Consider the following 18,211-nt stretch of genomic DNA (forward strand, 5'->3'; position numbering starts at 1 on the left):
GGTCCGGACGGGGGCCGAAAAAGGTTACGGCTCTGATTACCCGAATTTCGTAACCCTGAACCGGGCCCGGCGAACTATGCGCTCGGGGGCGCGTGCGCTCGGGCGGCCGCGGGGGCTGCTCGCGCAGTTCCCCCGCGCCCCTCAAAGGGTCACGCCCTCGCGGCAGTTACCCCGCCGCCGCGTCACACTCCTGACCCCGCAGTGCTCGGGCCAGGTCGTCCCGGGCCTCGATCACCAGCCTCCGCAGCGCCGGTGCCGCCGACTCGTGCGAGGCGAGCCACGCGTCCGTCGCCTCCAGCGTCCCCGGCGAGTCCTGGAGCGAGGGGAACAGCCCCCGCACCACGTCCATCCCGATCTGGATGGACCGCTCGGCCCACACCCGCTCGATCACCTCGAAGTACTTCACCGCGTACGGAGCCGTCAACTCCCGCTGCGACGGCCGCGCGAACCCCGCGATCGTCGCCTCGACCAACGCGTTGGACAACTTGTCCGACTCCACGACCGACGCCCACGCCTGCGCCTTGACTGCGGCGGACGGCCGCGCCGCCAGGCACCGCACCTGATGCCGCTTCCCGGAGGCCGTGTCGTCCCGCGCCAACTCGGCGGCCAGGGCGCCCTCGTCGGCGACCCCGTGCGTCGCCAGCGGCTCCAGGAAGGCCCACCGCAGCTCCTGGTCGACCTCCAGCCCGTCGACCTTCTCGCTGCCGTTCAACAGCGCCTGCAGAACCGCCAGTTCGGCTTCGTCCGACGCCACGGACGCGAAGAACCGGGCCCACGTGAGCTGGTGCTGGCTCCCCACCTCGGCGGCCCGCAGCTCCCGCAGCGCACCCTCCGCGAGCAGCCGGCCCCCGGTCTCCCGCCACTGGGGCGCCGCGTAGTGCGTCAGCGCCGAGCTCGCCCACGCGTGCAGCATCTGCAGTACCCCGATGTCGGACTCCCGCCCGGCGAAACGCAGCACCAGGTCCACGAAGTCCCGCGCCGGCAGCAGCGCGTCCCGCGTCAGGTTCCACAGCGCCGACCAGCACAGCGCCCGCGCCAGCGGATCGGTGATGTCCCCGAGCCCGGCCCGCAGCGTGTCCAGCGACGCCGCGTCGAACCGGATCTTGCAGTACGTCAGGTCGTCGTCGTTGACCAGCACCAGCGCGGGCGCCTCGGCCCCCGCCAGCTCGGCCACGACCGTACGCGGCCCGTCGACATCGACCTCGGCGCGCGCGTACCGCTCCAGCGCGCCGGAGCCGCCCTCGCCGTTCGAGCCGCCCTCCCCGTTCGCGTCCGTACGCCGATACAGACCGATCGCCACCCGGTGCGGCCGCAGCTCCGGATGCGACTCCGCCGCCTCCTGCACCACTGCCAGCTCGTCGATCCGGCCCTCGGCGTCCAGGAGCACCTGCGGAGTGAGGGAGTTGACCCCCGCCGTCTGCAGCCAGGCCCGCGACCAGGACGCCATGTCCCGGCCGCTGGTCTCCTCCAGCACCGACAGCAGGTCGCCCAGCTTCGTGTTGCCGTACGCGTTCCGCTTGAAGTAGCGCCGGGCGCCCTCCAGGAACGCCTCGCGCCCCACGTACGCCACCAGCTGCTTCAGTACGGACGCGCCCTTGGCGTAGGTGATCCCGTCGAAGTTGAGCTTGGCGTCCTCCAGGTCACGGATGTCGGCCGTGATCGGGTGGGTGGAGGGCAGCTGGTCGGCTCGGTACGCCCAGGACTTGCGGTTGTTGGCGAACGTGACCCAGCCGTTGGTGAAACGGGTGGCCTCCACCATCGAGAAGGAGCCCATGAAGTCCGCGAAGGACTCCTTCAGCCACAGGTCGTCCCACCACACCATGGTCACCAGGTCGCCGAACCACATGTGCGCCATCTCGTGCAGGACGACGTTGGCCCGCCGCTCGTACGACGCCCGGGTGACCTTGCCGCGGAAGATGAACTCCTCCCGGAAGGTGACCAGTCCGGGATTCTCCATCGCGCCGAGGTTGTACTCGGGCACGAACGCCTGGTCGTACTTCCCGAACGGGTACGGGTAGTCGAAGTGGTCGTGGAAGAAGTCCAGCCCCTGCTTGGTGATCTCGAAGACGTCGTCGGAGTCGAAGTAGGGCGCGAGACCCTTGCGGCACATCGCGCCGAGAGGGATCTCCAGCCGCGTACCGTCCTCGAAGACCCGCTCGTAGGTGTCCGTCACATAGTGGTACGGGCCCGCGACGACCGCCGTGATGTACGTCGAGATCGGCTTCGTCTCCGCGAACCGCCACACCCCGTCCGTCCGCTCGCCGACCCCGTTGCTCCACACGACCCAGCCCTCGGGTGCGCGCACCTCGAAGCGGTACGGGGCCTTGAGGTCCGGCTGCTCGAAATTGGCGAAGACTCGGCGGGAGTCGGCCGGCTCGTACTGCGTGTAGAGGTAGACCTCGCCGTCCTCGGGGTCGACGAAGCGGTGCATGCCCTCGCCGGTGCGGGAGTAGGCGCACTGGGCGTCGACCACCAGCTCGTTCTCGGCGGCCAGGTCGTCGAGGGTGATCCGGGAGCCGTCGAAGACCTCGCTCGGGTCGAGGTCCTTGCCGTTGAGGGAGACGGCCGTCACACGCGGCGCGACCAGATCGGCGAAGCTCGTGGCGCCCGGGTCGGCGCACCGGAAGCGGATGGTCGTCACCGACCGGAACGTACGCGGTTCGCCGGCGAGGTCACCGGACTCCCCGACGGCGGACCGCAGGTCGAGGGAGACCTCGTAACCGTCGACGGACAACAGCGCGGCCCGCTCCTGGGCCTCGTCACGGGTCAGATTCTCACCGGGCACGGGCGGCACTCCCTCGGGGTGGTGTTCAGTATGCGGACAGCCTGATCCTGCCATGCACCGCGGGAATGGCCGGGGCGGTCCTCGGTGTTGCCGGTTTGTTGCCCGGTGGACCGCGCCCGCACGACTCCGCCTTCGTAGCCCCTTCAAGTCCCTTCAAGCGCCTTCAAGCCCTTTCGAGGAGAACCATGTCCGAGCAGACCTCCGGCAAGACCCCTGTCGACTTCTGGTTCGACCCGCTGTGCCCCTGGGCCTGGATGACCTCGCGCTGGGTCCTGGAGGTGGAGAAGGTCCGGGACATCGAGGTCCGCTGGCACGTGATGAGCCTCGCGGTCCTCAACGAGCCCAAGATCGACGAGCTGCCCGAGGAGTACCGCGAGCTGCTGGCCACCAAGGCCTGGGGCCCGGTGCGGATCGTGATAGCCGCCCAGCAGGAGCACGGTCCCGAGGTGCTCGGCGACCTCTACACCGCGCTCGGCACCCGGATCCACAACCAGGGCGAGGGCCCCGAGAAGGAGACGGTCGCCGCCGCGCTGAAGGACGTCGGCCTGCCCGAGTCCCTCATGGACCACTGGGACGACACCCCGTACGAGGCCGAGTTGCGCGCCTCCCACAAGGAGGGCATCGACAAGGTCGGCCAGGACGTCGGCACCCCCGTGATCGCCGTCCCCGGCGCCGACGGCGAGCAGATCGCCTTCTTCGGGCCGGTCGTCACCCCCGCGCCGAAGGGGGAGGAGGCCGCCCGGCTCTGGGACGGCACCCTCCTCGTCGCGTCGGTCCCCGGCTTCTACGAGATCAAGCGCACCCGCACCAAGGGCCCGGACTTCAGCAACTTGCTTTCTTAGGGCTCGGTTCGTCTCCGGGGCGCTTGTGCCTGTGCCGAGAGCCCGATCGTGCTCGGCCCTCCTGATTTCTTGAGGCTCGGTTCGCCTCCGGGGCGCTTGTGCCTGTGCCGAGAGCCCGATCGTGCTCGGCCCTCCTTCGTCGGGCGCTGCGCGCGATCGGGCTCTCGACACAGGCGCGCCCCTTCGGCTCACTCGCCGTGGGTGACCGTCGGCTCAGTCGCCCTTCGGTGACTGGTGGTGCCGTAGTACCGGGAAAAGCTCACCGGAAGGACTCGGGGAGGGTCAGGCCTTCGCTCTGGTTGCCGTACGGCTGGACGAAGAGGCAGCGGCCCTTCTCGCCGCGGTTGCCGCAGCGCCACCAGCCGGCCGGGTTCTTGCCCAGCGACTCCAGGTACTGCCGTACTTCCTTGTCCGCCTTGTAGAACGGCAGGGGCTTGCCGCCGCCGCACGGCGGGCAGTGCTTGTAGCTCGTGTCCACGCGACCTCCCGTCGGTCCGGTCCGCCGGATCGGGAATCCGGCCGGAAACGGGAGCATAGGGCGAAAAATGAGGAAGCGGTCAGACCGGAATGCGTCCTGCCGTGGCGTGTTCCGGCGGTCGGAGGGCGAGAACCCCCGCGAGTCACGTCCTCGCGGGGGTTCTCCCTTTTCCCGCCTGCCCGGTGAAGGTTGAGAAGACGATCACGAGCAGGGCGTCTCGGCCGCCGGCTCAGGGGGTCAGCAGCAGCACATCCGCGCGGGACCGGGCCGCCGCGTAACGGCGGGCCACGTCCTGCCAGTTCACGACGGCCCACATGGCGTCGATGAAGTCGACCTTCTGGTTCTTGTACTGAAGGTAGAAGGCGTGCTCCCAGGCGTCGAAGACCAGGATCGGGGTCGATCCCTGGCCGACGTTGCCCTGGTGGTCGTAGACCTGCTCGACGACCAGCCGCCCGCTCAGCGGCTCGTAGGCCAGCACGCCCCAGCCCGAGCCCTGGGTGGTCGCGGCGGCCTTGGTCAACTGGGCTTTGAAGCCCGCGAAGGAGCCGAAGGACTCGGCGATGGCGTCCGCCAGCTCACCGACCCCGTCCTTCTCCAAGGGCTCGCCGCCGCCGTCGCCGGTCATGTTCTGCCAGTAGATCGAGTGCAGGATGTGGCCGGAGAGGTGGAAGGCCAGGCTCTTCTCCAGGCCGTTGATCGCCCCCCAGCTCTCCTTGTCCCGCGCCTCGGCCAGCTGCTCCAGGGTGTCGTTGGCTCCCTTGACGTAGGCCGCGTGGTGCTTGTCGTGGTGCAGCTCGATGATCTCGGGGCTGATCACGGGTGCCAGCGCCGCGTAGTCGTACGGCAGTTCAGGAAGCGTGTAGACGGGCATGGGGGTCCCCTCCGACCTCTTATTGCAAGCTACTTGCAAGTGCACACTAGCAGCAAGAGACTGTAGGGGCCTGTCCGGGCACGCCAAAGGGCCCTCGCGTGAACCGACCGTCCGTCCTCCGCGCGAGGGCCCTGAAGTGTGAGGGGGATCAGCGCGCGGCGCGCGCCCGCTGCCGGGCGTACCCGACCGCCGCCAGGATCAGCGTCATCCCGCCGGTCCAGTACAACTGCGTCCGCGTCCCCGGCTCCCGGGCCATGAGGACGAACACGGCGGCCATCCCCGCGAGCGCCACCCAGGTCAGCCACGGAAACGCCCACATCCGCACGACCAGCCGCTCCGGGGCCTCCCGCTCGATACGGCGGCGCAGGAGCAACTGGGAGACGGCGATGAGGATCCAGACGACGAGGACGACCGCCCCGATCATGTTCAGCAGCCAGGGGAATACGTCGTCGGGGCGCCAGTAGCTGAGCAGGACGCAGAGGAAGCCGAAGACGCTGGAGGCCAGGACCGCGATCCGCGGGACCCCACCCGACACCCAGCCGATCGCCTTCGGGCCCTGCCCGCGCGCCACCAGGGAGTACGCGATCCGGGACGAGCCGTAGATGTTGGCGTTCATCGCGCTCAGCAGGGCCACCAGTACGACCACGTTCATCACCTGACCGGCGCCGGGGATCCCCAGGTGGTCGAGCGCGGCGACGTACGGGCCCTTCTCCACGACCTCCTCGGAGTCCCACGGGACGAGGGTGACGATGACCGCCATGGAGCCGATGTAGAAGAGGGCGATGCGCCACATCGCCGTACGGACCGCCGTGGCCACGCCCTTCACCGGGTCCTCGGACTCGGCCGCCGCGATCGTCACGGTCTCCAGACCGCCGTACGCGAAGATCGACGCCAGCAGGCCGATGACCAGGCCGTCCGTGCCGCCCGGCAGTAGACCGCCCTCGCCGGTCAGGTTGGCGAGGCCGGGCGCTTCGGTGCCGGGCAGGACACCGGCGACGGCCAGCACGCCCAGCACCAGGAACAGGGAGATCGCGCCGACCTTCAGCGCGGCGAACCAGAACTCGAACTCGCCGAAGTTCTTCACGGCGGCCAGATTGGTGCCCAGGAACACCAGCATGAACAGCGCCACCCAGGCCCACTCGGGCGTCCCCGGCAGCCACCCCGCCACGATCTTCGCGGCGCCGATGCCCTCCAGGCCGACGGCCGTGCAGAGCAGCACCCAGAACGACCAGCCGGCCGTGAAGCCCGCCCACGGACCGATGGCGCGTTCGGCGTGCGCGGAGAAAGAGCCCGAGGAGGGATACGCGGCGGACATCTCGCCGAGCATCCGCATCACCAGCATGACGAGGAGCCCGGAGAGCGCGTACGCGAGGACGATCGAGGGACCGGCGGCGGCGATGCCCGCCCCCGACCCGACGAAGAGGCCCGCGCCGATCACACCGCCGAGGGCGATCATCGACAGGTGGCGCTGCTTGAGGCCGTGGGACAGGGACGCGTCGGACTCTTGTGGAGCCTTGACGGAGGTGCTGGGCATGGGCGCGGTTCGTCCGATGCGTGAGACGGCAAAAGCGCCGACAGTCTGAACAGCCCCTCCATACGCACGGAGAGGCTGTCCGCTATCCGGACGCGACCGGTACGGAAGGTGACTGCGCGGCTACGTGCCGGGCCCGGGCAGCCATGCGTCCGAAGCCGGCAAAGCGGAGCCCACCGCTGCCCGGGCGGCGACCGACGGGCGAGACGGCACCTGTGCACCCCGTCGACCCGATTGGTGAAACCCTACAGATGCGAGTCGACGCCCCGTCAGGTCCCAAGCGGCTTCACCTCAGTGACCGGTGTCACGCCGTACCAGGTGTAACCAGCATCCTTTGTTCGAAGTCAACCAAGCCGTCGTTCATGCCTTTGTCGAGCGCTGATGATGTCCGGCCCGAGTCGGCTGGGATAGCGTCACCGTGTCCCCGCCCCCGTCACCCGCCGGAGTGAGCCCCAACATGAGCACCGCCGTCGCCACGTCAGCCCGCCCCGGCGAGGTCCTTGCCGACCGTCTGCCCTTCTCCGGCGCCCGCGCCCGCGACATCGCGCTCGTGGTGGGCGGTGCCGCGCTCACCGGGCTCGCCGCCCAGATCGCGGTGCCCGTGCCGGGTTCGCCGGTCCCGGTCACCGGCCAGACCTTCGCGGCCCTGCTCGTCGGCACCACCCTCGGCGCGGGCCGCGGTGTCGCCGCCCTCGCCCTGTACGCGCTGGCCGGCCTGGCCGGTGTGCCGTGGTTCGCCAACGGCACGTCCGGCGTCGGCGTCTCCTTCGGCTACATCCTCGGAATGGTCCTGGCGGTCGCCGCCGTGGGTGCCCTGGCCCGTCGCGGCGGCGACCGGGCCACGCTGCGGATGGCCGGCACGATGCTCGTCGGCGAGGCGATCATCTACGCCGTCGGTGTCCCGTACCTCGCGGCCACCGCCGACATCAGCCTCTCCTCCGCCGTCGCGCTCGGCCTCACCCCCTTCCTGATCGGCGACGCCCTCAAGGTCGTACTGGCCATGGGCCTGCTGCCGACGGCGTGGAAGCTGCTCAAGAAGTGACACAGGTGACGCCCCGCCACTGAGCGGGCGCCGCCCCCGAAGAGGCTCGCCGGGTCGTCGTCCACCGACCGCACCACGGCGAGCCTCTTCGGCATTCATGCGTGCGCGCCAACTGTGTTCTTGCGTGCGCGGCACCTGTGTTCAGACATTCGCGCTTCCCGTGTTCGGGCCTCCCGGGTCAGGACTCCTGCCGGGCCCGCCGCTGGTTCCACCACAGGCCCGCCGCACCGGCGGAGACGAGCGCGGCGCCCGCCAGGCCCAGCGGCAGGACCCGGTCGGCCGGACCGGTCTGCGGCAGCTCGTCCGGCGTGTCGTCCTTCCCACCACCACCACCACCGCCACCGCCGCTGCCCCCGTCATCGTCTCCGCCACCGGGGGTGACCGGACTGTTGTCGGTGCCGAGGAGCAGCGGGGTCGCGGGCTCGTTCGGTGCCTGGTTGGTCGTACCGAACGGGACCGGCCCCTGCTGCCAGTACGTCTTCGACCCGTCGGCGTTCTGCACCGGCAGACAGATCTTGCCCTGCTTGCTCAGGTCGTACGTGGCATCGATCGCATAGGTCTTCGACTTTCCGGCCGCCAGATCGTCGATCGCGCACGCGAAACCGCTGTTCGCGCCGTCGGGAAGATCTCCCTCCGGAATTGCCGAACAACCCTGGACATTCTTGACCGTCATGCCGTCGAAACCGACCACGAGCAATCGGATTTCGCCACTCGCTTTGCTTCCCTCGTTCTTCACGACGCCGGTGATATCGGTTTCCCCGGACTTGTTGTCGACGTTGATCTCCTTGGACAGCAGCGTCGAGAGCTTCACGTCCGCCGGTGCCGCGTCCACGGTCTTTCCTCCATGATTGCTCAATCCCCCCTCGTCGTCCGCCGAGGCCGTGAAGCCGAGGATCATCACCGACGTGAACGACGCGGTGAGCAGCGATCCGGCGATGGCAGTCTTACGATGAGAACTCATGTTCCATCCCCCTTGCGTCCCCCTGGCCGTGCCTGAATTCACGGCCTATGAAGAGGTACCACAAGATTTCCCAGCACTATGCTGGTGCGGCACGAAGTGTGACCAATGCGCGACGATGTGGTTCTTCTGAGGCGCGTGCGGTCATTTGTGAAAGGGTTGTCGAAGGGGGGCATGGGGGTGCCGGAAATAACGCGGGGCGGTGTTCCTGGTCTTGTCGTGGCCGACCGTTATCGGCTGGTCGAATGCATCGGTCAAGGCGGAATGGGGCGGGTCTGGCGGGCCACCGACGAAATACTCGACCGGCAGGTCGCCGTCAAGGAAATGCGTATCGACGGTCAGGACCCGGAGGACAGCCGCACCCGGCGCGAGCGGACCCTGCGCGAGGCCAGGGCCACGGCCCGGATCGACCATCCCAACGTCGTACGCGTCTACGACGTCGTCGACGCGGGTGAGCGGCTCTGGATCGTCATGGAACTGGTCGACGGCCGCTCCCTGGAACGGCTGGTGGCGGAGGACGGCCCTCTGGACGCGCACGACACGGCCCGGATCGGCCTCGAACTGGTCGACGCGCTGGGCCAGGTGCACGCCCAGGGGGTCCTGCACCGCGACATCAAACCGGCCAACGTCCTGATCAGGCGCACGGGCATCCACCGGGCCGTCCTCACGGACTTCGGCATCGCCGCCTTCCAGAACGCCGAGGCCCTCACCATGGCCGGCATGCTCGTCGGTTCCCCCGACTACATGGCCCCCGAGCGGGTCTCCGGCCGCCCCCAGGGCCCGCCCTCCGACCTCTGGTCCCTCGGCGCCACGCTCTGCGCCGCCCTCGGCGGACGTTCCCCCTTCTCGCGCTCCACCACTCTCGCCACCCTCCACGCCGTCCTCTACGAGGAGCCCGAACTCCCCGCCGCCGCGGGCCCCCTCCAGCACCTCCTGGCCGCCCTCCTCGACAAGGCCCCCGAGGCCCGACCGGGCCTGCCCCACCTCATCGAGGCACTGCGTGCCGTCACCACACCCCCGGCGGCCGCCCCACAGGCGGCCAGGAGGCCGACGGAACCGGCACCGCCGGAGTCGGAGGAACCCCGGCCCACCGGCGAGCCGAGCGAACCGGCCCAGGGGGACCCTGGAGCCGACCACGCCCAAGCGGGCCGCGATGACGCGGAGTCGGGCATCGCAGCACCAGGCATCGCAGCATCAGCCACCTCGACATCAGGCACCACGGCATCAGGCACCACGGCATCAGGCACCACGGCATCAGGCACCACGGCATCAGGTATCACCACACCGAACGCCACCGCACCCGGCAGTGCGGCATCCGTAGCCGCCGACCTCGACCAGCCGACCGCGAGCCCTCCGACGCCGCTGCCAACGCCGACGCTGATGCCGACGCCCGACGAGAGGCCGGGGCCACCGGACGGAAACGGGCAACCGCCGACCGGCCCCGCCCCGGAAGCGGAGGCGACGCCCCCTTCCCCCGCACGACACCCCACGCCCGCACCCCACCCGACTCCACCAGCACACCGCACCCCCACAGTCCGTTCCATCCCGGAACCCGACCGAGCCACCACGCCCGTCCTCCGCGGCACCCCTCCCTCCACCCCTCCCTCCCCTCCCGCGTCTCAGCCCCCGGCAGACCCCCGTCTCCCCGAGTCCGACCCCGATCCGGCGCCCGAGCGCTCCCCTCACAGCGACCTACCGACCAGGCCCCGGCGCACCTCGACTCCCACCCCCGCAGCGCACCCCACTCCCACTCCCACCCCCATGCCGTCCGGCGAACTGCCCGGCCCGCCCGTGCCGTCCCGGCATACGGAGCCGGACGGTCCCACGAGCCCCGAGGGCCGCGGTCGGCGCAACCGCCGTATCGGCCTCGTCGCTGCCGCCGCCGTGGCCGTGACCGCCGCCGTGGCCGCGGTCGTCGTACCTGCGGTGAACGGCTCGCCCGACGACAAGGGAGGCAAAGACGACAAGGCGTCGTCGTCGACGACGGCCTCGCCCTCCGCCTCCTCCCCGTCCCCCACCGTCGCCGGCACGTCCCGGCCACCGAAGCTGCTGCCGGGCGCCCGCACGGAGGCCGGTGTGTTCGCCTGGGTCCCGCCCGACGGCTTCTCCCGGGAGGTGCACGCCGGCGCGGAGGTGCACTACACCTCGCCGGACGCCCGGCAGGAGATCGTCGGCAAGGCCTCGCTCGCGCGCGGTGATCTGCTGGAGCAGTGGCGGAAGAAGGAGAAGAGCACCAGCGAGGGGCCGGGATACCAGCGAATCCGCCTGGAGGAGACGGAGTTCCGTGGCAGGCCCGCCGTCGTGTGGGAGTACACCGTCACCGCCCAGGAACTGCCCTGGCACGTCCGCTCCCTGGGCTTCAACACCGGCGGCAAGTCGTACCAGCTGACCACCTGGTACCACCCCGACATCGAGGACCGCGCCCTCCCGATCTACGAGAAGGTCGAGGAGAGCTTCACTCCGCTGTAGATCCCACCGTGGGCACGAAAAAGAGGGCCCGGTGGCGGAAGAACCACCACCGGACCCCTATCCGGACCTACGAGCCGATCACGGTCAACTCACCGTGTCGGACACCTTCTCGGCGGACCCGGCGGCGGACCCGGCGGCGGACTTCCCGCCACCGACCTTCTCCTTCACGAGCGCGATGCCGACCACGACCGCCGCGACCAGCAGCGACAGCAACAGGATCTCGCGGTTGCCGTGTTCGGTGTCGGTGAGCATGTAGCCGAGGACGAAGAGGATCAGCCCGATGGTGGCCCACGTCAGATACGGGTACAGCCACATCTTCACGACGAGCTTCTCCGGCGTCTCCCGCTTGATGATCCGCCGCATCCGCAGCTGGGAGAAGCAGATGACGAGCCACACGAACAGGGCGACCGCACCGGAGGAGTTGACCAGGAAGAGGAAGACACCCTCGGGGAAGAAGTAGTTGAAGATGACCGCGACGAACCCGAAGACCACCGAGGACAGGATGGCCGCCATCGGCACACCCCGCGCGTTCGTACGGCCGAACGCGCGCGGCGCGTCCCCGCGCGTCCCCAGCGAGAACGCCATCCGCGACGCGGTGTAGAGACCGGAGTTGAGACAGGACAGCACCGAGGTCAGCACGATGAAGTTCATGATCTGCCCGGCGTGCGCGATGCCGAGGGAGTCCAGGGCGGCCACGTAGGAGCCCTTCTCCTTGATCGACGGGTCGTTCCACGGGAGCAGGGTCACCACGACGAAGATCGAGCCGAGGTAGAAGACGCCGATCCGCCAGATGATGCTGTTGGTGGACTTCGTCACCGCCTTCTGCGGGTTCTCCGTCTCCCCGGCGGCCAGGGTGGCGATCTCGCTGCCCATGAACGAGAAGACGACCAGCAGCACACCGATGAGGATGGTGCCCGCGCCATTGGGCAGGAACCCGCCGTGGTCCGTCAGATTCGCGAGCCCGGCCTTCTCGGTCTCGGCCCCCGGCAGCACCCCGAAGACCGCCAGTCCGCCCACCACGATGAACGCGGCGATCGCGACGACCTTGATCCCGGCGAACCAGAACTCGAACTCACCGTAGGAGCCCACCGACACCAGGTTCGTGGCGGTCAGCACGATCATCACGATCAGCGCCCAGCCCCACTGCGGTACGGCGGGGATCCAGCCCTCCAGGATCACCGCACCCGCGGTCGCCTCGACCGCGAGCACGACGACCCAGAAGAACCACTACAGCCAGCCGATCGAGAACCCGGCCCAGCGCCCGAGCGCGCGGTCGGCGTGGGCGGAGAACGAACCCGAGGTCGGGTTGGCGGCGGACATCTCACCGAGCATCCGCATCACCAGTACCACCATCGTGCCCACGAGCGCGTACGACAGCAGGATGCCGGGGCCGGCCGTGGCGATGCCGGAACTGGACCCGACGAAGAGGCCGGCGCCGATGACACCCCCGATGGCGATCATCGACAGATGACGGTTCTTGAGGCCGGCGTGCAGACCGGGGGAGGGGGGAGAGGAGGAGCCCGGTGTGTCTGCCTGGTCCGCCAGAGTCGGCTGGGAGGTCATGGGGGGAGGTTTCCTTTGCGCCGTTGTGGGGACTTCCGTGCGTCTGCCCAAGGACCACCCGATCGACTCTCGTCAGAGCGGGAGACGAGAGTGCACAGCTGGGGGCCGGATGGACCGCCGTAAAGATCGATCCAGCGAATCGGAGGTGAAAGGAATCCTGAACCTTTGAATCCAGATTTTTACTTGAGATTTACTTGAGGTTTCGCGGCCCGGCTCGCGCTTTCCTGGTCCCGCACCCCGTCGTGCCGCGCCGAAACACGCGTGTCACACTCGGACCATGCGCGTCTACCTCGGCTCGGATCACGCCGGATACGAACTCAAGAACCACCTCGTCGAGTGGCTGAAGGCCGCCGGCCACGAGCCCGTCGACTGCGGGCCCCACATCTACGACGCCCAGGACGACTACCCGCCGTTCTGCCTCCGCGCGGCGGAGCGTACGGCCGCGGACCCCGGGTCCCTCGGCGTCGTCATCGGCGGCTCGGGCAACGGCGAGCAGATCGCCGCGAACAAGGTGGCCGGCGTCCGCGCGGCCCTCGCGTGGAGCGCCGAGACGGCCGCGCTGGGCCGTCAGCACAACAACGCGAACGTCGTCGCCGTCGGCGCCCGGATGCATTCCGAGGAGGACGCGACCAAGTTCGTCGAGACCTTCCTCAACACGCCGTTCTCCGGTGACGAGCGTCACATCCGCCGCATCGACATGCTGGCGTCCTACGAGACGACGGGCGACCTGCCGCCGATCCCGCCGCACCACCCGCAGCCGTAGTCACCGGGCAAGCAGACCCCGTCGGCTGCGCAGCCGACGGGGCTGTGGGCTGAAAAGCAGGGGGCGCAGCCCCGGCTTTTCAGGGGCGCGGGGAACTGCGCGAGCAACCCCCACGCACCCGCACCCGACGACGCACCCCCAACCACCCCCACCCCCTGCCGAACCCCCGGAGGACCCCGTGCCGGAGGGGCACACCATCCACCGCCTCGCCGAAGACTGCCGCACCCACTTCGGCCCGGAGGGCGACGGCCCCGAAGGCCACGGCGTCGGCCGGAATGTCCACGTCACCAGCCCCCAGGGCAAGTTCGCCGCCGCCGCCCTCCTCACCGGCACCCCCCTCCACGCGGCCGAGGCCCACGGCAAGCACCTCTTCCTACACCTCGGCGACGCGGCCGCCGAGGAACGTGTCCACATCCACCTCGGCCTCTTCGGCAAGGTCACCTTCGGTCCAGCCCCCGCGCCCCCGCCCACGGAGACCGTCCGCCTCCGGCTGCGCAACGACACGTCGTACATGGACCTCCGGGGCCCCACGACCTGCGCCCTCATCACGGACGCCGAGAAACGGGCCGTACACGCCCGCCTCGGCCCGGACCCGCTCCGCCCCGACGCCGACCCGGCCCGCGCGTACGCCCGGATCTCCCGCAGCCGTACGACCATCGCCGTGCTCCTCCTGGACCAGAAGGTCATCGCGGGCGTCGGCAACGTCTACCGCGCGGAGGTCCTCTTCCGGCACGGCATCGACCCCTACCGCGCGGGCAGGGACATCACCCCGGCGGAGTGGGACGCGATCTGGGCCGACCTCGTCGCCCTGATGCGCGAGGGCGTACGCCACAACCGCATCGACACGGTCCGCCCCGATCACCTCCCGGAGGCGATGGGCCGTCCGCCGCGCGTCGACGACCACGGGGGTGAGGTGTACGTGTACCGCAGGGCGAGCCTGCCCTGTCACATCTGTGGCGGCGAGATCCGCACCGCCGATCTCGCCGCCCGCAACCTCTTCTGGTGCCCGTCCTGCCAACACCGCTGATACCGCGCGCTGTTGCCCGGGCGTCCTAGGGCCTGTCGTTTTGGATCACGCCTGGGCCGCGGGGCCTGGTGCGCACATCTGCCGCGTTGTCGTCGGTCTCCAACGCTCCGCCGTTGACTCCCTCCTCCGCCTTGCAGCTGTACGCACCAGGCCCCGCTCACCGGCAGTATCAAGGCCCCGCCTCCCGAAGTCGGCGTGATCCAAACGGCAGGCCCTAGAACCCGTGCGGCAGCCAGGGCGCGAGCCCCGAGGACAGGAAGCCGGTGGACGCCTCCGCCAGCGCCCCCTCCCGCAGTTCCCGCACCAGCCCGGCCGTGCCCAGTGAGGCCAGGCTCACCCCGCCCAGATAGGCCGCCCCCAACTCCCCTGCGGAGAGGGAGAGATCGGCGGCGTCGGCGGTCCGCTCGCAGGTCGCGCCCTTGACGTCGCCGGTGAGCCGCCAACGTCCCTCGTTCCAGGGGCAGAAGGCGTCCTCGACCTCGAACACGACGTCCAGCGGCGCCTGATAGGTCCGCGCACGCAGCGCGGCACCGACGTCCACGAGCCGCACGTACAGATCGTCCTTGACCCGCAGTCCGCACCGGCGGACGTCCGACACCAGGTGCAGCACCGGCTCGTCCACCGGCAGCCGGTGGGCCACCACGCACCGCGTCAGGTCGATGTCGAAGAGGAACCGCCACAACGCGGCCCGCGCGGCGGGGTCCACGGCCTGCAGCGAGCTGACCTGGACGACCCCCTCCGGCCCGGCGTGCCCCCAGTCGGACTTGATCCGGAAACGGGCGTACCCCACGACCCCGGAACCGGCCCCCTCACCCGCCCGCTCGGCCACCACGCACTGCAACGGCGAGGCCCCCTCCCGGTGGCGCTCCGTGTCGAGCAGGTCCACCCGCTCCCAGCCGGGCCGCCGCTCCATCATCCCCGGCCGCTCCGGCACCAGACGGGCGTACACCTCCTCGCACACGTCGAGCGCCTCGGCCGGATCCGCGTACCGCAGCCGTACGTCATCGGTGCCGGGCGGCACGGACAGCCGTACCCGGGTGGTGTCGATGTCGGCGGTGAGCCGATGCGTGGCCCGGCCGTACCCGAAGCGGCCGTAGATCACCGGCTCGGACGCCGTCAGCACGGCCAGCGGCTCGCCCCAGGAGCGGATGTCGTCCAACTGCCGCCGCATCATGGACGTCAGCACCCCGCGCCGCCGGTGCGTGGCCGCGACGCCGACCATCGTGACGCCCGCCGTCGGGACGACCGCGCCCCCGGGCACCGTCATCCGGAAGTCGAACGCCCCGGCCGTGCCGACGCATTGATCGCCGTCCCACACACCGATCGAGCGGTCGTACGGGGTGAGCGCCTTCCACAACTCCCGTTCCTCGGGGGGTTCGGGGGTGCCGCCGAAGGCGCGGACGAGGTTGTCGTACCAGACGTTCCAGTCTTCCTTGCGCAGCGCCCGCAGCTCAGTCGTCATACGCCATGCCTAGCAGGGCAATCCAGTACGAGCGAACGAATTTGCCCCGCGCGTCGCCGTTCGACGTGGGATCCTTCCCAGGTGCCGCACGGAGGGCGCACGGGGGCCGAAGAGCGCGTTCCGGTGTGAGATCTGTGTGAGATTCGTCGTGAACCGGCCCTCGGAAGGGGGACAAGTAGGACCTCCTGTGCACAGGGGCTGGTCCGATGGATAAGGTCCCGAACAATGGCAGCAGGACGAGAGCGGCGCGCGGCGGCCGATACGCTCACGGCCCGGATGAAGAAGCTGGTTCACCGGGCCCGCACCGGCCTGCGCAAATCCGCCGTCGACTACTTCCGCGGGGACGGCTCCGACTGGATCGCCCTGGCCGGTCTGCTGCTGACGATCCCGCTGATCGCCTGTCTCACGATGATCAACGAGGTGTGGTTCTCACCCGCCGTCCTCGTCCTCCCCATCGTCGCCGGCGGTCTGCTGCTCCGGCCCGCCAGCCTCCTCGGCCTCTACGCCGCAGCCGCGACGGCCCTCATCGTGGAGTCCGTCAAGCTCGGCCCGTACACCGATGGTCCGGCCCGGGTGACGCCCGGCACCGTGCTCGTGGTCGCCGCCTGCGGTTTCTTCGGTCTGCTCATCGCCCAGTTCCGCAGCCGCGTCGGCGTCCCCTGGCGGCGCGGCGGCACCATGCTCTTCGACCTGCGCGAACGCATCCGCGTGCAGAGCAAGCTGCCGCAGCTGCCGACCGGTTGGCACCGCGAGATGGCGCTGCGCCCGGCGGGCGGCCAGTCGTTCTCGGGCGACTTCGTCGTGGCCGCCCGGACGAACGGCGGCCGCACCCTGGAAGTCGTGCTCACCGACGTCTCCGGCAAGGGCATGGACGCGGGCTCCCGAGCCCTGCTCCTCTCCGGCGCCTTCGGCGGCCTGCTGGGTTCGCTCCCCCCGCACGCGTTTCTCCCGGCGGCCAACGGCTACCTCCTGCGCCAGGACTGGGACGAGGGCTTCGCGACCTCCATCCACCTCGTCCTCGACCTCGACTCCGGCGACTACGAACTCTTCTCCGCCGGCCACCCGCCGGGCCTCCAACTCAGTGCCGGCACCGGCCGCTGGGAGGAGAAGGCCGCCGAGGGCCCCCTCCTCGGCGTCTACGACGGCGCCCAGTTCGACCCGGTCAAGGGCTCCCTGCGCCCCGGCGACGTCCTGATGCTCTTCACCGACGGCCTCGTCGAGACGTCCGACCGCGACATCGTCGAAGGCATCGACCGCCTCACGGGCGAGGCCGACCGCTACGTCGCCGGTGGCTTCCACGGCGCTGCCTGGCACCTGATCGAAGCGGTGGCCAAGGACGTCAACGACGACCGAGCCCTCCTGCTGATCTGCCGAGAAGGCCCCACCCCGACGAGGTAGAGCCCCACCGCCCCACCCCGACCCGCAAACCACGCCGCCACACGAGAGCCGCAGCCCGCCGAGCAGCGCGACGACTCGACCGAAGCAGATCGCCCCGCAGGGGTGCGACCGTCGCCGATCGACGCGGGGCGGGGCGGGGGCGGGGGTTTGAGCGTCGTCGATCGGCTCGGGAGCGGGGCTTGACCATCGCAGATCGGCCCGCGGAGTTCGAGCGTCGTGTATCGGCCCGCAGGGGACCTGCGCGCCCTTCAGGGGCGCGGGGAACTGCGCGAGCAACCACGACGAACCCGCACCCAACACCCCACCCGTCCCCACCCAAATCTCGCCCACCCGCCCACCCGCCCAACCGTCCCCCGAACCCCTCACACACCCAAGGGGGTCGAAGGGGCACAGCCCCTGGAGGACGGGACGGGTAGGGGCGGCGGGGGCGACCCCCAAGACCGCAACCAGTGAACTCGCGAGCAGGCAAACCAGCACAAACCCAACGGACCCGCGGACCCGCAAACCCACAAAGGAGCCCCACGATGCCCCCGACCCACCTCACCCTCCCCGAAGTTGAGACTCTTGCCCGAGCCGCCCACGCCACCCAGACAGACAAGGCCGGCCACCCCTACACCGACCACCTCCAGGCGGTCGCCCACGGCGTAGCCACCCGCGGCGGCGACACAGACCAGATCGCCGCAGCCTGGCTGCACGACGCCATCGAGGACCACGCCCTCACCGAGGAATGGCTGACCACCGCCCCTCTGACTCCCCGCACGAAGGCCATCGTCCGGGCCCTCACCAAACACCCCGGCGAACCCCTGGAGGCCTACGCCGCCCGCATCCTCACCACCCCCGGCGCCCTCCTGGTCAAACAGTCCGACCTGGCCCACAACGCGAACCCCGCCCGCCTGGCCGTCCTGGACGCTCCCACCCGCACCCGCCTCACCGCCAAGTACGCCCACATGCGAAACCTCCTCGGCCTGCCGGACGAACCGACGGCCGAGGAGGCGACGTGACGCACCCGCCGAGAGCGGGGA

At 70.1% G+C, this 18,211-nt stretch carries 13 protein-coding genes and 1 pseudogene; 7 read left to right on the forward strand and 7 right to left on the reverse strand.

The genetic code is table 11. The features are described 5' to 3' along the window. Positions 1-166: 166 nt before the first annotated feature. Complete coding sequence (pepN, locus tag P8T65_RS30310) at positions 167-2,785, reverse strand: aminopeptidase N (protein ID WP_316728356.1); 2,619 nt, start codon at positions 2,783-2,785, stop codon at positions 167-169. 185 nt (positions 2,786-2,970) lie between these two features. Between pepN and P8T65_RS30315 the strand changes: the two genes are divergently transcribed. Then, positions 2,971-3,627 carry a DsbA family protein gene (locus P8T65_RS30315; RefSeq protein ID WP_230211698.1) on the forward strand — a complete coding sequence of 219 codons (657 nt, stop codon included), beginning with the start codon at positions 2,971-2,973 and terminating at the stop codon, positions 3,625-3,627. 259 nt (positions 3,628-3,886) lie between these two features. On the opposite strand, the gene P8T65_RS30320 is transcribed toward P8T65_RS30315, so the two are convergent. The 3 genes from P8T65_RS30320 to P8T65_RS30330 form a co-directional block, all read right to left on the reverse strand. Then, positions 3,887-4,105, reverse strand: coding sequence for a hypothetical protein (locus P8T65_RS30320; RefSeq protein ID WP_230211699.1), 219 nt, complete (start codon positions 4,103-4,105; stop codon positions 3,887-3,889). 229 nt (positions 4,106-4,334) lie between these two features. After that, the gene (locus P8T65_RS30325; RefSeq protein WP_316728358.1) at positions 4,335-4,976 is read right to left on the reverse strand and encodes a superoxide dismutase; all 642 of its coding nucleotides are present in this window, start codon (positions 4,974-4,976) and stop codon (positions 4,335-4,337) included. Positions 4,977-5,124: 148 nt separating this feature from the next. Beyond that, the gene (locus P8T65_RS30330) at positions 5,125-6,510 is read right to left on the reverse strand and encodes an amino acid permease (RefSeq protein ID WP_316728360.1); all 1,386 of its coding nucleotides are present in this window, start codon (positions 6,508-6,510) and stop codon (positions 5,125-5,127) included. A 454-nt stretch (positions 6,511-6,964) separates the two neighbouring features. Here P8T65_RS30330 and P8T65_RS30335 point away from each other — a divergent pair, with 454 nt between their 5' ends. Next, on the forward strand, positions 6,965-7,549 hold the full coding sequence (locus P8T65_RS30335) for a biotin transporter BioY (RefSeq protein WP_316728361.1): 585 nt from the start codon (positions 6,965-6,967) through the stop codon (positions 7,547-7,549). A 178-nt stretch (positions 7,550-7,727) separates the two neighbouring features. Here P8T65_RS30335 and P8T65_RS30340 read toward each other — a convergent pair whose 3' ends face one another. Further along, positions 7,728-8,510 carry a cell wall protein gene (locus tag P8T65_RS30340; protein ID WP_316728362.1) on the reverse strand — a complete coding sequence of 261 codons (783 nt, stop codon included), beginning with the start codon at positions 8,508-8,510 and terminating at the stop codon, positions 7,728-7,730. A 261-nt stretch (positions 8,511-8,771) separates the two neighbouring features. Here P8T65_RS30340 and P8T65_RS30345 point away from each other — a divergent pair, with 261 nt between their 5' ends. Further along, positions 8,772-10,976, forward strand: coding sequence for a protein kinase domain-containing protein (locus tag P8T65_RS30345; protein WP_399100826.1), 2,205 nt, complete (start codon positions 8,772-8,774; stop codon positions 10,974-10,976). An 84-nt stretch (positions 10,977-11,060) separates the two neighbouring features. Here P8T65_RS30345 and P8T65_RS30350 read toward each other — a convergent pair. Beyond that, positions 11,061-12,539 (reverse strand): annotated as a pseudogene (locus P8T65_RS30350) (amino acid permease). A 277-nt stretch (positions 12,540-12,816) separates the two neighbouring features. On the opposite strand from P8T65_RS30350, the gene P8T65_RS30355 reads away from it, so the two are divergent. Both P8T65_RS30355 and P8T65_RS30360 read left to right on the forward strand, forming a co-directional pair. After that, positions 12,817-13,302 carry a ribose-5-phosphate isomerase gene (locus P8T65_RS30355; protein WP_316728364.1) on the forward strand — a complete coding sequence of 162 codons (486 nt, stop codon included), beginning with the start codon at positions 12,817-12,819 and terminating at the stop codon, positions 13,300-13,302. 178 nt (positions 13,303-13,480) lie between these two features. Further along, the gene (locus P8T65_RS30360) at positions 13,481-14,329 is read left to right on the forward strand and encodes a DNA-formamidopyrimidine glycosylase family protein (RefSeq protein ID WP_316728365.1); all 849 of its coding nucleotides are present in this window, start codon (positions 13,481-13,483) and stop codon (positions 14,327-14,329) included. A gap of 214 nt (positions 14,330-14,543) precedes the next feature. Here P8T65_RS30360 and P8T65_RS30365 read toward each other — a convergent pair whose 3' ends face one another. Continuing rightward, positions 14,544-15,791 carry a GNAT family N-acetyltransferase gene (locus P8T65_RS30365; protein ID WP_316728366.1) on the reverse strand — a complete coding sequence of 416 codons (1,248 nt, stop codon included), beginning with the start codon at positions 15,789-15,791 and terminating at the stop codon, positions 14,544-14,546. A 225-nt stretch (positions 15,792-16,016) separates the two neighbouring features. On the opposite strand from P8T65_RS30365, the gene P8T65_RS30370 reads away from it, so the two are divergent. After that, the gene (locus P8T65_RS30370) at positions 16,017-17,189 is read left to right on the forward strand and encodes a PP2C family protein-serine/threonine phosphatase (RefSeq protein ID WP_230211709.1); all 1,173 of its coding nucleotides are present in this window, start codon (positions 16,017-16,019) and stop codon (positions 17,187-17,189) included. 524 nt (positions 17,190-17,713) lie between these two features. Then, positions 17,714-18,190 (forward strand): HD domain-containing protein, encoded by a 477-nt coding sequence (locus tag P8T65_RS30375; RefSeq protein WP_316728367.1) that lies wholly within the window; start codon positions 17,714-17,716, stop codon positions 18,188-18,190. Positions 18,191-18,211: the final 21 nt, after the last annotated feature.

It is taken from the genome of Streptomyces sp. 11x1, from assembly GCF_032598905.1.
Lineage (GTDB): Bacteria > Actinomycetota > Actinomycetes > Streptomycetales > Streptomycetaceae > Streptomyces.

What these genes read in the sequence shown, in the direction of transcription:
- P8T65_RS30375 (WP_316728367.1), top strand. Translation starts at nt 17,714, where the DNA reads ATGCCCCCGACCCACCTCACCCTCCCCGAAGTTGAGACTCTTGCCCGA.
- P8T65_RS30330 (WP_316728360.1), bottom strand. Translation starts at nt 6,510, where the DNA reads ATGCCCAGCACCTCCGTCAAGGCTCCACAAGAGTCCGACGCGTCCCTG.
- P8T65_RS30315 (WP_230211698.1), top strand. Translation starts at nt 2,971, where the DNA reads ATGTCCGAGCAGACCTCCGGCAAGACCCCTGTCGACTTCTGGTTCGAC.
- P8T65_RS30355 (WP_316728364.1), top strand. Translation starts at nt 12,817, where the DNA reads ATGCGCGTCTACCTCGGCTCGGATCACGCCGGATACGAACTCAAGAAC.
- P8T65_RS30370 (WP_230211709.1), top strand. Translation starts at nt 16,017, where the DNA reads ATGGCAGCAGGACGAGAGCGGCGCGCGGCGGCCGATACGCTCACGGCC.
- P8T65_RS30345 (WP_399100826.1), top strand. Translation starts at nt 8,772, where the DNA reads ATGGGGCGGGTCTGGCGGGCCACCGACGAAATACTCGACCGGCAGGTC.
- P8T65_RS30340 (WP_316728362.1), bottom strand. Translation starts at nt 8,510, where the DNA reads ATGAGTTCTCATCGTAAGACTGCCATCGCCGGATCGCTGCTCACCGCG.
- P8T65_RS30365 (WP_316728366.1), bottom strand. Translation starts at nt 15,791, where the DNA reads ATGACGACTGAGCTGCGGGCGCTGCGCAAGGAAGACTGGAACGTCTGG.
- P8T65_RS30335 (WP_316728361.1), top strand. Translation starts at nt 6,965, where the DNA reads ATGAGCACCGCCGTCGCCACGTCAGCCCGCCCCGGCGAGGTCCTTGCC.
- P8T65_RS30325 (WP_316728358.1), bottom strand. Translation starts at nt 4,976, where the DNA reads ATGCCCGTCTACACGCTTCCTGAACTGCCGTACGACTACGCGGCGCTG.